Genomic DNA, 14,931 nt, shown 5'->3' with positions numbered 1-14,931 from the left:
TTCGATGGATGGACAGTACAGCAGATCCGGGCGACGAACAAGCCTCACGACGCCGGCGGCTCTTGCTGTGGCTTCGGTCAGGGCGCCAGCGGCTACAGACGTGGGCCGCAGTCGTCCGCCAGCGATTCAGGGAGTTCGCCCTCGGGATTCTGTCGACGCTGATCGCGCTGCTGTTGCTGATACCGTTTGTCTGGCTGGTCCAGGAAGCCAGAGCCGTCGGGACCGACGAACTCGTCTCGATCGTGTTCAGCAGCGGGACGCTGGATATCGTCCTCAACTCGATGCTGCTGACCGGGTCGGTGACGGCGTGTTCGATCCTGATCGGCGTCCCGCTTGCAATTTTGACCGTCCAGACGGATCTGCCCTTCCGACGGTTCTGGACGGTCGTCGCGGCCCTGCCGCTGGTGATTCCCAGCTACATCGGGGCCTTCGCCTTCGTCTCCGCGTTCGGCCCCCGCGGGGTGTTACAGGATGCGCTCGCCCCGCTCGGGATTCAGAAACTCCCCGAGATCTACGGGCTGTTGGGCGCAACACTCGTGTTGACGCTGTACACGTATCCGTACGTCTACCTGACGACGCGGGCGTCGTTACTCTCCTTCGACGGCACCGTCGTCGAGGCTGCGCGGACGCTGAACCACTCACGCTGGAAGGCCTTTCGGCGGGTGACGCTGCCACAGATCAAGCCCGGAATCGCTGCGGGATCGCTTCTGGTCGCGCTGTACACCCTCTCGGATTTCGGCACACCACAGATCATGCGGTACGACGTGTTCACGCGGATGATCTACGTCCGCTACAACAACTTTCTGCTCGGCCGGGCGGCCGTGCTGTCGCTGCTTTTGTTGGCGTTGACCGTCATCATCTTGGCGATGGAGTCACGGATCAGCGCCAGCAACGAGGGCGCACACGTTTCGAGCGGCAGTCGCCGTCCGGGACGGATCAGCCTCGGGTACTGGAAGCTTCCGGCGCTCGGGTTCTGTTCGCTGATCGCCGGCCTCGGACTCGCCTTGCCGATCGGAATTCTGGTGATGTGGCTGCGCCGTCCCTCGCCAGGGTTCGCCGAGGGCGGCTTCGACTTCCAGTTCGGCTTTCTGCTCAACTCCGTGAGCGTCTCGCTGGCAGCGGCGGTCATCGCCGTCATCGTCGGCCTGCCGCTGGCGTATCTCTCCGCGCGGAGCGACTCGCGCTTTGGCTCGCTGCCCGAGCGGGCCAGTTACATTGGCTACGCGACACCCGGTGTCGTCGTCGGCCTGGCGCTGCTCGTGTTCGGGATCCGCTACGCCAGCGTGCTCTACGGGACGGTGTTTATGCTCGTCTTCGCGTACGTGGTCCGGTTCGTTCCGCAGGCTATCGGGACGATGAAATCCTCGGTCCTGCAGGTCGATCCCAAGTACGTCGAGGCAGCACAGTCGATGGGCGATTCACCCCTGCGGTCGTTCCGCCGGGTCGTGCTCCCACAGATCACACCCGGAATCGTCGCGGGTGGCGCGCTCGTCTTTCTGACGACGATGAAAGAACTGCCGGCGACGCTAATCTTGAAACCGCTCGGTCAGGAGACCATCGTGACCTACATCTGGCAGGTGCAGGAAGCCGCCTACTACGGACAGGCCGCCGTGCCAGCGCTGTTGCTCGTCTGCATCTCCGCACTGTCGATGGTGATCATTCTCCGACAGGATTCCTTCGACGGAACGTAACTGTCGTTCTCGGAAATCGGGTGATGGCGAGATGACCGAGACCGACTCTCCGCTCGGCCGCGCGGTCGAACGGGGCCGAGGGTGGCTGACTCGCGACCGACAAGCGACACTCGTGCTTGCCGTCCTGACGGGAGTTGTCGTCTATCTCGTCGGCGAGGGAGTGTTTCCGTACTACACCTCGAACCACGACGAAGCCGTCTACCTCCAGCAAGCGGAGATGCTGCTCGAAGGCCAGTTGCGGATGTCCCCGCCAGCAGAGGAGTCGTTTCGGCCGTGGTTTTTCATCGAAGAAGACGGGTCGATGTATCCGAAGTACACGCCAGTGACCGCGGGATTGTTCGCGCTCGGTGGACTCGTCGGTTCGTATCGGCTTGCAGTGGCGGTCATCGCGGTGTTCGCGGTGGCGCTGACCGACGGCGTCGTCAGCGAGGTGTTCGACGACAGGACTGGATTGCTGGCGGCCGGATTGCTCGTCGTCTCCCCGATGTTCGTCGTACAGGCCGCCGTCTTCCTCCCGTACGTCCCGGCGTTCACGCTGAATCTCTGCTTCGCGTGGGCGTACCTGCGGGCGGACCGAACCGGTGGCCGGCGGTTCGCTGCGCTTGCCGGGGGTGCAATTGGCCTCTCGTTTTGGGCACGGCCCTACACCGCCGTCCTGTTTGCGACACCGTTTGTCTGTCACGCGCTGTGGACACTGCGGACCCTCGACCGGAAGCCAATCGTTCGACAGAGCATCGTCGCCGTGCTCGGCCTCTGCGGTGTCGCCGTTGCACTCGGCTACAACGCCGTCATCACGGGCGATCCGCTCACCTTCCCGTACGAGGTCTTTGCCCCGCGAGATGGACTCGGATTTGGCGAACGACAGATTACCGGCTACGAACGCGATTACACGCCCGAACTGGCCGTCGAGGCGAACGCGCGCAACCTCTGGCAGTACGTGACCCGGTGGACTCCTGCTGGCCTACTCGGAACTGCCGTCGCCGTCATCGGGGCTGGAGCAGTGCTCCGGAATCCAGAGCAACGGCGGGATCCACGGGTGCTCGCGGTGCTCGGAACGTTCGTGACGATTACTGTCGGCAACGTCTACTTCTGGGGGACGCTGAACGTCCTCGGAGACCTCTCGGACCCCAGCGACGGGCTCATCTCTATCCTCGGGCCGTACTACCACGTCGGACTCCTGTTGTCGACGGTTACCCTCGGCGCAGTCGGACTCACCGCGCTCGCTGGCGCTGCGACCCAGTTACAGGACCGCCTCAGCGGGCCGGCCGCACGGGCGCTGCCGGTGCTCGGCGTCGTCGCGATACTGGTCGTTGCCGGTGTCACGGCCGGGGCGGTCGCGGCCCCGCTGACAGAGAACTACGAGACGACTGAAGAGTACGAGCGCGCCTACGAGCCAATCGAAGAGCAATCCTTCGAGAACGGACTCGTCTTTTTGCCGACGCCGTACGGCGACTGGCTCAACCACCCGTTCCAGGAGCTTCGCAATGATCCCGATTTCGATAGTAAAGTGCTCTATGCGCTCCAACACAGGGAGTTCGCTGTCGTCGACGCGTTCCCGGAGCGGACGCTGTACCGGTACACCTACCGCGACCAGTGGCTCCCGTTCAAGGACCAGCCAGTGCGGCCACAACTCCGCGAAATCGAGCACGTCAGCGGCGAGCAGATCCGGCTGAATCTCACGCTCGGCGTCCCCGATAACGTCGAAACGGTCGAACTCCGGGCGAGCGTCGGCGAAGACGGAAACAGTACCGCCGCAGCACTGACTGACGAGATCGAGATGACGGCAACCGTCGCCGACGGAAACGTGACACTCCGTTCGCCGAGTTTCGAGCAGAACCTCACTGTTGCCCACGACGGCGAACAGCCGCTTCGGCTCGTCACGTTCGTCGATTACGGCGCGCTCGGCGGCTTCGAGTACGTCGCCGAGATGCCCCTGATTCGCGACGATGGAGAATATCGGGCGCTCTCGCCGTATTTGGAGGTCTGTCGGGAACCGTTCCGTTGTGGTGGCGAAGCCGCGTACATCCCCGGCGAACACCGGGACGGCGTGTCGATGAACGCGACGGTATCAGCCAGCGGATAGGCTACGAGAAGTCGGGTGGTCCGTGGGCGGAGCAGTCAGTGAGGCTGGGACTGATCGTGATTTTGCGGAGACAGTCTGGAGAGAAGCCACCAGTGCGAGGCAGTGAGCGCAGTCAACAGTCCGACGACGAAGGCGGGAACAACCCAGTCAGAAAGAAGGAACTCGTCAGAAAACACATTGTCAGCCCACACGATCAGCACGACAATGCCGACCTTGACGCCGATTGTAACCCACTTGTTCGGAGTGGGTAGGTACTCCGGAGCCGTCGTAAAGTAGGCGAAGATGGTGTAGAGGGATCCGAACAAGAGACCAACAGCGAGCGGTACGACACCGGCATCCGGCAGCGTCCAGCCAGAAATAATCGAGGCCAGAACGAACAGCACCAGAAGCGCCGTCGGGAGGGCGGTGGCCTCGAACGAGGGCGTCCGTACCGGTTCACGAAAGCGAACCATTGTCAGATGATGTGTACTACCGGCATAAAAACAGTTCGGGGAGTGTCCCGACCGGCGACCCTGCAGATTCAGCGGAACCGCTCTTCGAGCGCGACCTTGGCGATGGATTTGGCGATGGCGAGGCCGCCCTCGATCGGATCGAGTTTCGTCTCGCCTTTCCGCTCGGCATAGCTGATCGGGTGTTCACGCACGTCGTAGCCGCGCATCACTGGTCGGATGAGCAGTTCGGCAGAGAGGCCAGTATTTTCGGTCCAATCGATTTCCTGAATGAGGTCGCGGCGATAGGCACGCATGCCCGTGGTCGTGTCGTGAACCCGGGTACCCATGAGGACACTCGCGCCGAGCGCGAAGAGGTGGTTACCGAGTCGATTGAACGCGGGCATGGCCTCTGCACCGTGGTAGAGGCGGTCGCCGCTGACCACGTCGTAGCCCTCGTTGATCAGTTCGAGAAACTCCGGCAACTGATCCATCGGGTAGGTGTCGTCGCAGTCGGTCGTGACGACGATGGGTCGCTCCGGCGTGAGAATCGCCTCGCGGACGGCGACGCCGTATCCCTGTGGCTCCTGTTCGATCACCGTCGCGCCGTGTTCGCGGGCGATTTCCGGCGTCCGATCCGAAGAACCGTCGACGCAAACGACCTCCGCCTTGCCGTCGGTGACCTCCTCGATGTCGGTCAGCACCGTCGCGATTGCCTCCTCCTCGTTGTAGGTGCCCATCACGACGCTCAGATCCTCGAAGGTGTACTCGGCGCCAGCGTCATCGACGCTGTCGACGGTTAGTTCGTCGTCTGTACTCGGTGATTCGTCCTCGACGTGACTCATTACCCCGACTTTCTGCTGGGGACGGTTAAGTTTTTAGGTCTGCCTAAAATACTGTCAGGAAATCAACCGCCGAGTTCGTTCGTGAGCGAGCGGTCGATGTGGTCGGCGGTGCGGAGGGCCAGCGCGGCGATGGTGAGTGTCGGATTAACCGCGCCGCCGGTCGGAAAGACACTCGAGGAGGCGATCCAGCAGTTGTCGAGGTCGTGGGTGCGACAGTCCGCGTCAACGACGCTGTCGGCCGGGTCCGAGCCCATCCGCGTCGTGCCCATGTGGTGGTAGGCAGGCCCGGTGCCGTCGGGGCCGACCTGCCAGGTGATCTCCGCGTCGAGTTCGTCGAGAATCTCCCGCTGGATCTCGTTAGCGCGCTCGATAGTTCGCAGCGCCCGGTCGTCGACCGTCCAGTGCACGTCCGGGACCGGGTTGCCGTGGTCGTCGGTCTCCTCACCTAGTCCGACGTAGCTCTCGGCCTGCGGACGTTGTTCGACGAGCCCACCGATGCCGAGGTGATTGCCGTAACTGTCTCGCAGACGGTCGAGCAAGTCGTCACCCCAGTCGTCGCCCGACAGCGCCATCTCGACCGGCGAGGGGCCGTCGTAGTTGAAGAATTCGAGTTTGAGCGGTGCGAACTCCTCGTCGGCCTCGTCGTAGAACTGCTGGGAGGAACTGGTGTAGAAGCCGACGTGGTTCTGGCGAGTCTCTTGGTCGACGACGCCGCCGGTGCCGGCGAAGAGATGATCCATGAAGTACCGACCGACCGCGCCGCTGGTGTTGGCGAGACCGTCCGGGTAAGTCTCCGAGGCCGAGAGCAAGAGCAGGCGAGGTGTCTCGACGCCACCACAGGCCACGACGAACGCTCGGGCCTCTTGGGTGTGTTCCTCGCCTTCCGGTGTCGCGTAGACAGCGGCGTCGATGCTCTCGGGGCCGTGTTCGAGGAACTGGACAGGTGCCCGGTCGATGATCGTCGCTCCCTGCTGTTCTGCCCGGTCGATGTGGACGGTCGCGTCGTATTTCGCGCCGGAGGGACAGACTGGCTGGCAGGTGCCGTAGCCGACGCACTGACTGCGGCCCTGATAGGGTTCGGAGTTGCGAGCGTTCGGCACCGAGTGCATGTCGATACCGAGATTCTCGCAGGCCTCGGCGAACAGGGAGTCGCTGTAGGAGGGCGGAAATGCAGGCAGCGGGTACGGCTTCTCCCGTGGCGGACCGTAGGGGTTGTCGGCGGCCCCGGCCACACCGAGTTCGCGCTCGGCGGCAGCGTAGTACGGCTGCAAATCGTCGTACTCGATGGGCCAGTCCGGGCCGACCCCGCGGGCGCTACCGGAATTGAAGTCGTCTTCGTGCAGCCGCATCACCATCCCCTGCCAGTGCAGTGTCGAGCCGCCGATTCCCTTCACGCGGGCGTGGTTCAGCGGATAGAACCACTCGCCACTTGCGGCGTGGTCGTCCCGCGGCCCGCCCATCTCCCAGACATCGGGTCGGTCGTAGTAGGGTCTGATCGCCCGCTCCTGGCGGTCCAATCGGTCCTCGTCGTCGAATCGCGGGCCGGCATCGAGGACGACCACCTCGTACTCGCCCGCCAACTGATCGGCGACGAGTGCGCCCGCCGGTCCCGCACCGACGACACAGATATCAGCGTCGTCGACTGGCGTGCGGTCGGTCATGATTGATCGGCTGGCCCCTGCTGGTAGCTCTCGGTCCCGCCGGGGTGGCCCTGCGGGTTCTCGATGCCGACCAGTTTCCCGCCGGTCGGCGAACTGTACAGTGCGAGCAGCAGTTCGTTGACGACGTAGTACCGGACCCGCTCGGCGGTCGACCCCTCCGGATCCTCGTCGACGACATCGGCACCCAGATCTGCCAGCGCGTTCTCACGAGAAACCGCGGGAAGCGCCGTGAACCGCTCGTCGTACCACGTCTTCGTGTGCTCGTCCAGCACCGTAATGGCCTCCCGGATTCCCGCGGCGTGGTCTTCCTCGGCCAGCCGCGCAGTGACAAACTCCTCGACAAACGGCTCGATACCCGAAAGCTCGCTCGGATAGACGACCTCCGCGACTGCAACCATCGTCTCGACGACGTGTTCGTCAGAACGTTCGGACTGATCCGACGGCTCCTCGCCGTCCGCCTGCAGACGAGTGTATCCGTACGCCGCGGCGCCGGCACCGCCGACCGCACCCAGCGCGGCAATCGCATCGCGGCGAGTCAGCTCCATACCCGGATTAGGCTGACCTAAACTCTTATACCCGTCGAAACCGGGCCGTTACAGTTCCGCGAGCAGTTCACGGGTTGCCGTCCGGATCGCTTCGTCGCTTGAGTACGTCGGCTCCCAGCCCAGCGCGGAGAGTTTCTCGATGGAGAGGCGCATCTTCGGCACGTCGCCGGTCCAGCCCCGGTCGCCGCCGGTGTACGACCGCTCGGGGTCGACGCCCATCTCGTCGGCCACGATACTGGCAATCCGGTCGACGGAGGTGGTCGTTCGGGTGCCGAGATTGAAGGTGTTCACAGGCTTGTCAGTGTGTTCGATCACGTGGAGCATGGCGTCGAGACAGTCCTCGATATACAGGTAGGATTTCTCCTGTCGCCCGTTCCCGAGAATTTCGAGGTGGTCAGGATCATCTCGAAGTTTCTCGATGAAATCGGGAACGACCGCGCCGCGCAGGCGCGGCCCGACGACGTTGGCGAAGCGGAACGTCCAGACAGTGAAGTCGTGGCTATGTCCGTAGACCGAGAGCAGTCCCTCTTCGGCGAGTTTGCCCGCGCCGTAGATGCTGATGGGTTCGAGGGGCGCGTAGTCCTCCGGCGTCGGGCGCGGTGCTTCGCCGTAGACCGTCGACGAGGAGGTGAACGCGATTTTGTCGAGGCCGACTTCCTCCATCCGGTCCAGCACCGTCTCAGTCAGCGTCGTATTGGACTGAAACTGCGCGATGTCGTCGCGTGAGGCGTCCTTGTCCGCCGCGAGGTGGATCACCAGATCGAGATCGGCAGTGATCGCTTCCGCCGCCGTCTCGGGATCTGCTAGATCACCGACGACCACCTCCGCCGCCTCCGGAAGCCACTCCTCGTGGCCGTTCGAGAAGTTATCGACTACGCGCACGTCGTGGCCGTCGGCGAGCAGTCGCTCGATGAGATGCGAACCGACGAAGCCGCCACCACCCGTGACCAGAATCCGCTCTGCTGTCAGTGACATGTCCGATCCTATCGCGCCCGAGTAGTAGGTGTTCTGATCCGCCACGAATCGGAATAAACAGCACATGTACTGTCAAAAGTTTATTGAAACTTTCATAAATAAATGGATACTTTAATGGTGGCTTGGGAAAAACGGCCAACAGATCATGTTCGACAAGCAGCCTGCTCGCGTGCTTGCGCGCGTGTCGCTGGTCATGCTGTTCGTGGGGATCGGGGTTGGACTAACGTCGTTGTTGACCTGGGAGTGGGTCGAGTCCTCGGTCACCAGCAGTTCGGCGCTGGGGAGTACAGAGCAGTTGGTCATCGAGGGATACACACCGCTTGCCTTCCTCATCATCTCGGCGATCATCGCTCCGGTGGTCGCAGGAATGCTCGGGATTTTCGAGGGATTGCGGATGGACCAGCGACGGACGGCCGTCTACGTCGCTGTCGGGTGTTTCGTCGGTGCGGCCTCGCTCGTGTTCGTCTCGGGCATCTTCATCGGACAGACCGGCACCGGCGGAGAGAGCCCGGTCGGTCCGGCAGATCTGGTCAGTCTCGCGGGGTTGAGCGGACTCGTGAGCGTCCTCAGCGGCACGCTCACGTCGGTGTTCGGTTCGCGATAACTCTTTCTCGCCGCACCTTCAGTGACAGTGCTCGCCAGTGCCGTCAGTGGGCGAGAATCAGTGGCTTCGGTTTCCGCGTCGGTCTCGGCGGGCGTCTCGACTGACTCGGCGCAGCGTCGCTCACAGGGAGAGTTCCTGCAGCGATACTGCAGAGAGTAGCACACGGACTGAGTCGAGTGGGATGAGAACAAAAGAAGGAACGGAGAGTAGCGAACCGAGCGTCGTTACATGTCGGGGTCGGGGTCGATCAGATCGATGAAGCGGCGGGCGAGCACGAGCAGGATGAACAGGCCTGCGAGCCCCAGTCCGGCGAGGCCGCCAACCAGCCCGAGCGTCGTGAATGCCGAGCCACTGTCGTCCTCAGTGTCGTCGTTGGCGGTGTCGCCGCCAGCGGTGTTGACATCGCCGCTGTCGACGAATTCCAGGCCAAGTTCGAGCTCGAACCAGTTCTCACCCGGCGTGTCTGTCGGAAGGCCGAGTTGCTGGTTGACCAGCGGGTCGCCGGTCTTCTCCGGAACGATGAACTGGTTGTCCACGAGCGTCACCGTCGAGGAGTCCCCGTCGAAGTTCGCCTCGCCACTCAGCGCACCGCTCTCGCCGGTCGTCGCGTCGAGCTCGAACGTGAAGGTGTTGCCATCGCCGACCTCGACTTCCAGTTGTCCCGTCGCGGTCATCTCGCCGCTCTCGCGGTCGATGGTGCCTTCGAGTCCGTCCGGTGCGCGAACGGTCACTTCGATCCCGTCTTCGGTCGTCATCGAGGGGAAGCTGATGTTCTCGGAGCCGGCCGTCCAGCTGTTCCCGTCGATGGTCCCACCGATTTCGATCGGTGTCCCCTCGTCGGCGGAGGGGTACTCGACGCCGGTGTTCTCCCGAGCGGCCGACTCGGAGGACTCCGTGAAGGAGGTGAAGCCGCCGCGGCTGGTCGCGATGAAACCGCCGTCTCCGCCGCCGGAGTTGTCGCCGGCCTCGCTCTCGTCGACCACCACGTTGGTGGCGGCCGCCTGCTCCTCTTCGCCGATGGCCATCGCGGCGCTGTACTCGCCTTCGTCGTCGGCCTGGAACTCGAACTCGACGGTCGTCGACTCACCGGCTCCGAGTTCGACGGTCTCTGTCGTCGACTGCTCGCCGACCGTGATCGTGACCTCCTCACTGCCGGGACCGCCGGTGTTCTCGACCGTGCCGGTCACCGTCGTCGACTCACCTGGTGCGGTATCAGGCGCGTCGAGGCTGGCCTCGAACTCCGGATCGACCGCCGTGAGTTCGAGATCTTGCTCGGTCGTGCTGTCGGTCTCGACCTGCACCTCGGCGGTCGTTCCGTCGTAGCCCTGCGGGTCGACCGTCAGCGTGTGCGTGCCCGCAGGCACCGACAGTTCGTAGCGGCCGGTGCTATCAGTCGTCGTGCTCTGTCGCTCGCCCTCGACTGCGACGGTCACATCCTCGATCGGGGTGCCCGAACTGTCTTCGACGACACCGCTGACCTCGCCGGTCTCGGATGGCTGATCGGCTGCGCTGATCTCCATGTCGAGGCCGAGTTCGAGCCACGCGAGACCGGATTGATCGAGCGGGAGCCCGAGCTGGTTGTTGAGGAGGTTGCTGTCAGTCGTCGTATCGACAGTGTACTCGTTGTCCACGAGCGTCACCGCGACCGGCTGGCCGTTCTCGAAGGAGCCATCTAACCCGTCGTCGCTCGCGGGGCCGTTGCTCGTCTCGGTCGTCAGCGCGATATCGAACTGGAAGCTATCGCCGGTCAGTGCGAGCTGGATGTCGAGGGTCCCTTCGGCGGTCATCATCCCCGTCTCGGGGTCGAACTCGCCTTCGAGCCCGTCGGGGAAAGTTGCCTGTGCGTCGAAGCCGCTGCCGTCCTCGGCGGTGTTCAGCGTCGGGAACTCTATGTTCGTCGATTCCCACGTCCCGTCGGCGTTGATCCGGCCGTCGATCACAATCGGATTGCCCTCACTGCCGTCGGGGAACACGATTCCCTCCGAGCGAGCGTCGTCGAGATTGTCTTCGTCGAAGGAGATGAATCCACCCGTACTGGTCGCGGTGAACGTCGCCGCGCCGCCGGAGTTGCCGCCGTTGCTCTCGTCGTCCGCCTCTTCGACGGTCACCGTCGTCTTCGTCGTCTTGCCGTCGACCGAGAGGACGACTGTGTATTCGCCGGCATCGCCCGCTTCTGTCTGAATCTCGTCGGTGATCGTCGTATCATCTTGTGGGGCAATCTCGATATCTTCGCCTTTCGTCGACAGCCCATCCACCGTGAGTCGCAGGCTCGAATCGGCCGTGGCCGTGCCGACGTTGGCGATTGCGCCCTGTACTCTGAGAGTCTCACCTTCGGTCACGCTAGTGCCGTCGACTGCGAGTCTGTACTCGGGTTCACCGGGTGTGAGCTGGAAGTCCTGGGTTGCGGTACCGTCCTCCTCGATATCGACCTCGGTACTCGATTCCTCGTAATCGAGCACGTTGGCGGTGACCGTCATCTCACCCGCAGTCACGCCCTCGAGTGTGTAGCTGCCATCGGCATCGGTCGTCGTCTCCGTCCCGCCGGCGCGCACGGTGGCGTTGTTGATCGGATCGCCGTTCTCGTCGGTGACGGTTCCCTCGACAGCGCCGACATCGCGTTTGCCCTCGCGGATCGTCATATCGAGGTTGAGTTTGAACCAGTTGTTCGCCGCCTGCTTCGAGGGCAGGCCGAGCGAACTGTCGGCGAGGAGATTGCCGGTCTTGTCGCCGACGACGAAGTCGTTGTCCACCAGCGAGACCGACGCGGAGTAGCTCTCTCCGCTATCCAGGTCGAGAGTCTCTTGCTCGAAGTCGGCGTCACCGGACAGTGCGTTGCTCTCGCCGGTTCCGGCTTCGATGCTGAACTCGAAGTTCGGGTTCTGCTCGTTGCCGAGCAGGATCGTCGTCAGGAAATCCGCGTTGACGTTCATCGCCCCCGACTCGGGATCGATCGTTCCGGTCATCGTCGACCGGTTCTCGACACCGATATCGAGGCCGCTCTGCTTGAGATTCGGCAGATTCTGGTCGGTCGCGCGCCAGGTACCGTCCTCGTAGATCACGCCCTGAATCCAGAGCACGTCCTGCCCGGAGGCCTCGTTCGCGTCGGGGAACTCCGTGGCCTCTGCGACGGCGTCGTCTTCGTTATCTTCGTTGAACGAGACGTAGCTGTCACCGACCGCTTCGGCTCGGAAGTTCGCGACGATCTCACCGCCGCCGGTGACGATGAGTTTGCCCTGCGCCTGCTTGTCGCCCGCCGTCGCGACAATCGGGAACTCGCCGGTGCCCGACGGGGTCAGTTCGAGGGTGATCTGCTGGCGCTCGCCGGCCCCGAGTTCGATCTGCTGTTCGGTCGAGGCGACGTTCCCGACGGAGAGGGTCGCGGTTTCAGTCGTGCTCGCGGCCCCGGCGTTCTCGAAGACGGCGCTCACCTTGGCAGTCGTCCCCTTCGTCGTCTGGACATCCTCGACGCGGACGTTGATCCCCGGCTGACTGAGTTCGAGATCCTGCTCGACCGTTTCGCCGGGGACGACGGTGACGGTCGTTTGCTGGCGACCGGACAGGCCGCCGTCGGCGATCAGTCGGTATTCGCCGGGCTGGATACCGGTGAACTCGTATTGGCCGTCACTGTCGGTTGTCGTCTCGGCGACGGACTGCTCGTTCTCGTCGACGAGTGCGACGGTGGCGTCCTCGGACGGTGAGCCAACGGCCGCGATGACGGTTCCGCTCACGCCGCCGGTCAGATCGAGCGTGATATCACGTTGTGTCTGCTCGCCGGTCACAACCTCGATATCGAACGTCTGTGCGGCTAGGTCCGCAGGGTCGACGACCAGCGTCTGCGTGCCGGCGGGCACGTCCGCAAGCGTGAACGACCCGTCTGCCGCCGTGCTGGTTTCGATAGTCGTGCCCTCGATACGGACGGCCGCGTCCGGAACTGCTTCGCCGGAATTCGTCTGGACAGTTCCGCTGACGCTGCCGGTCAACTCGAATTCAACCGATTGTTCGACCTGGTCGTTCGCGACGACTTCGACATCGACCGTGCGTTCGGCACCACTGGGTGTCGTGACGGTGAGCGTCTGCGGGCCGACGGCGAGTCCGTCGAGCGTGTACTGCCCCTGTGCGTCCGTTTCGACGCTCTGCCCGCCGGCAGCGACACTCGCGCCTTCGATCGGGTCGCCGTTCTGGTTGCTGACGGTACCGGTCACGCTTCCGGTCGGGTCGTCGTCGATAGACATGTCGAGCACCAGCGAGAACCAGTTCTCTCCGGGTTCGTCCGCCGGGAGTTCCAGTCCGGTGTCGACGACATCGTCACCGGTCGTCTGATCGACGGTGAATTCGTTCTCCATGAGCGTGAGATCGGCCGAGTCGCCGGTGAAATCGGCTTCGCCGGTCAACATGCCGCTCTCACCGGTCGTCGCTTCGAGGACGAACTGGAAGGAGGCGTCCCGCCCGACGACCGAAATGTCGAACTCGGCGTCTGCGGTCATCGTGCCCGTGTCGCGGTCGATCGTTCCGGTGATTCCGCCGGGCACGTCGACTTCGACCTGGACCTGGTCGGCAGAGGTCTGTAGCTGTGGGATCTCGACGTTCGTCGACCGCCAGGTGTTGTCGTCGTAGATCTCACCTTCGATAACGATCTCCTCGGCTGGGAAGTACGACCCCTCGGCAACGGCTTCGAGGAACGTCGAAGAGAAGGAGATCAAGCCGTCACCGACGTTTTCGGCGGTGAACGTCGCCACGGGCTGTTTCTTCTCGAAGGGGTCCCGGACGACCGCTTCCGTCGTGGCGCGCTTGCCGTCGGCGGTGAGTTCGGCAGTGTACTCGCCAACATCCGACTCGGTCGTGTCGACGGTCTCGGTGATCTGGACGGATTCGCCGGGGGCGACCTCGATCGATTGCTCGCTCGTGGCGAGGTCACCGATCGAAATCGTCGCCGTCTCCGTCGCTGTCGTCCCGCCGGTGTTCGTGACCGTGCCGATCACTTCGAGCGTCTCGCCCGCAGTCACGACGCTCCCTTCCAGCGAGAGTTCGAGGTTTGCCGGTTCAGCCCCCAAGGTAACGTCGCGCTGGGTCTGCTCGTCGGCAGCAATATCGACTGTAGCTTCGGTCGTCTGGTACTGGTCGGCACTGACGCGGATGTCGTACGTTCCCACGTCGAGTTCCTCGAAACTGTACGAGCCGTCGGCACCAGTCGTCGCGTCTTTCGCGGAGTCGACGATGTCGACGGTCGCACCCTCGACCGGGTTGCCAGACTCGTCGGTGACCGTCCCGGTGAGACTGCCGGTCTCGGAGACGACCCGGCTGGTTTCGAGATTCAGATGGAGATCGAACCAGGCCAGTCCCGGCTCTTCGATCGGCAGGCCGAGTTGTTGATCGAGCAGATCGTTGCCCGTCTCTTCGGGCACGGTGTACTCGTTGTCGACGAGATTGACGAAGCCGCCGTTGTCGAGGTCGGCGTCGAATTCGCCCTGAAGACCGTCCGAACTCGCGGCCCCGTTGCTCGTGCCGGTGACCATCGCGAGGTCGAACTGGAAGGTATCGCCAGTTAACGCCAGTTCGATCTTCAGCGTCCCGCTTGCGGTCATCCGCCCGGTATCGGGGTCGAACTCACCTTCGAGACCGTTGGGTGCTGTCGGCTGTGCGTCGAATCCGCTGCCGTCTGATTCCGTGTTCAGCGTCTTGAACGTCGTATCGGTCGACTGCCAGCTCCCGTTGTCGTAGATTTCGCCCTCGATGATGATGTCTCCTTCCGAGAAGCTCAACCCTTCCGCCCGCGCGTCGTCGATGTTGTCTTCGTCGAAAGAGATGAACCCATCACCGACGTTTGTCGCGGTGAACGTCGCAACGACGTCGCTGGATTGGGCCACCGAGGTCGAATCGAGCGTGAACTCGGGCTCCGTGGCCGCCGACTCGGTCGCAATCGAGGAGTCGGCCGACCCCTCGGAGACATCCGCCCCGGCGAGCCCCGGAACGGTTGCAAGTCCAACCCCGAGAACACAAAAGACAACTAATGTGAGTGCTGTTCGTGACCTATTCGTCTCTCTCCTTGATCGATTCATCGGTAGACCCCCATTGTTCAATGAAACCACCGTTATTACACTT

The 14,931-nt window shown here is 63.3% G+C and carries 9 protein-coding genes; 3 read left to right on the top strand and 6 right to left on the bottom strand.

Annotated features, from left to right (window positions below):
• Positions 1-8 precede the first annotated feature (8 nt).
• Both V8P86_RS14050 and V8P86_RS14045 read left to right on the top strand, forming a co-directional pair.
• Positions 9-1,691 carry an ABC transporter permease gene (locus tag V8P86_RS14050; protein ID WP_336327913.1) on the top strand — a complete coding sequence of 561 codons (1,683 nt, stop codon included), beginning with the start codon at positions 9-11 and terminating at the stop codon, positions 1,689-1,691.
• A gap of 31 nt (positions 1,692-1,722) precedes the next feature.
• Positions 1,723-3,774, top strand: a complete 2,052-nt coding sequence (locus V8P86_RS14045) for an ArnT family glycosyltransferase (protein WP_336327912.1) — start codon at positions 1,723-1,725, stop codon at positions 3,772-3,774.
• A 35-nt stretch (positions 3,775-3,809) separates the two neighbouring features.
• On the opposite strand, the gene V8P86_RS14040 is transcribed toward V8P86_RS14045, so the two are convergent.
• The 5 genes from V8P86_RS14040 to V8P86_RS14020 all read right to left on the bottom strand — a co-directional run bounded on the left by V8P86_RS14040 (position 3,810) and on the right by V8P86_RS14020 (position 8,228).
• Positions 3,810-4,226, bottom strand: coding sequence for a hypothetical protein (locus tag V8P86_RS14040; protein WP_336327911.1), 417 nt, complete (start codon positions 4,224-4,226; stop codon positions 3,810-3,812).
• Between the two features lie 68 nt (positions 4,227-4,294).
• Entirely contained in the window at positions 4,295-5,047 is a 753-nt protein-coding gene (locus tag V8P86_RS14035) for a dolichyl-phosphate hexose transferase (protein ID WP_503629731.1), read from the bottom strand.
• Between the two features lie 62 nt (positions 5,048-5,109).
• Positions 5,110-6,708 carry a GMC family oxidoreductase gene (locus tag V8P86_RS14030; RefSeq protein ID WP_336327910.1) on the bottom strand — a complete coding sequence of 533 codons (1,599 nt, stop codon included), beginning with the start codon at positions 6,706-6,708 and terminating at the stop codon, positions 5,110-5,112.
• A complete protein-coding gene (locus V8P86_RS14025; protein ID WP_336327909.1) occupies positions 6,705-7,253 on the bottom strand; it encodes a gluconate 2-dehydrogenase subunit 3 family protein in 549 nt (182 codons plus the stop codon). Before V8P86_RS14025 ends, V8P86_RS14030 begins: the two co-directional genes overlap by 4 nt.
• Positions 7,254-7,301: 48 nt before the next feature.
• Positions 7,302-8,228, bottom strand: a complete 927-nt coding sequence (locus V8P86_RS14020) for an NAD-dependent epimerase/dehydratase family protein (RefSeq protein WP_336327908.1) — start codon at positions 8,226-8,228, stop codon at positions 7,302-7,304.
• A gap of 145 nt (positions 8,229-8,373) precedes the next feature.
• Between V8P86_RS14020 and V8P86_RS14015 the strand changes: the two genes are divergently transcribed.
• Positions 8,374-8,832: a hypothetical protein gene (locus tag V8P86_RS14015; protein ID WP_336327907.1), complete on the top strand. Its 459-nt coding sequence runs from the start codon at positions 8,374-8,376 to the stop codon at positions 8,830-8,832.
• Positions 8,833-9,056: 224 nt separating this feature from the next.
• Here V8P86_RS14015 and V8P86_RS14010 read toward each other — a convergent pair whose 3' ends face one another.
• Positions 9,057-14,888, bottom strand: coding sequence for a carboxypeptidase regulatory-like domain-containing protein (locus V8P86_RS14010; RefSeq protein WP_336327906.1), 5,832 nt, complete (start codon positions 14,886-14,888; stop codon positions 9,057-9,059).
• Positions 14,889-14,931 lie beyond the last annotated feature (43 nt).

This window comes from Halovenus anhuiensis (assembly GCF_037080055.1).
GTDB lineage: Archaea > Halobacteriota > Halobacteria > Halobacteriales > Haloarculaceae > Halovenus.
Note: the sequence above shows the minus strand (reverse complement) of the source record. Positions and strands in the feature narration are given on the sequence as shown.

Excerpts from the sequence above, each read along its gene's own strand:
- V8P86_RS14050 (WP_336327913.1), top strand. The coding sequence starts at position 9 with ATGGACAGTACAGCAGATCCGGGCGACGAACAAGCCTCACGACGCCGG.
- V8P86_RS14045 (WP_336327912.1), top strand. The coding sequence starts at position 1,723 with ATGACCGAGACCGACTCTCCGCTCGGCCGCGCGGTCGAACGGGGCCGA.
- V8P86_RS14040 (WP_336327911.1), bottom strand. The coding sequence starts at position 4,226 with ATGGTTCGCTTTCGTGAACCGGTACGGACGCCCTCGTTCGAGGCCACC.
- V8P86_RS14035 (WP_503629731.1), bottom strand. The coding sequence starts at position 5,047 with ATGAGTCACGTCGAGGACGAATCACCGAGTACAGACGACGAACTAACC.
- V8P86_RS14030 (WP_336327910.1), bottom strand. The coding sequence starts at position 6,708 with ATGACCGACCGCACGCCAGTCGACGACGCTGATATCTGTGTCGTCGGT.
- V8P86_RS14025 (WP_336327909.1), bottom strand. The coding sequence starts at position 7,253 with ATGGAGCTGACTCGCCGCGATGCGATTGCCGCGCTGGGTGCGGTCGGC.
- V8P86_RS14020 (WP_336327908.1), bottom strand. The coding sequence starts at position 8,228 with ATGTCACTGACAGCAGAGCGGATTCTGGTCACGGGTGGTGGCGGCTTC.
- V8P86_RS14015 (WP_336327907.1), top strand. The coding sequence starts at position 8,374 with ATGTTCGACAAGCAGCCTGCTCGCGTGCTTGCGCGCGTGTCGCTGGTC.
- V8P86_RS14010 (WP_336327906.1), bottom strand. The coding sequence starts at position 14,888 with ATGAATCGATCAAGGAGAGAGACGAATAGGTCACGAACAGCACTCACA.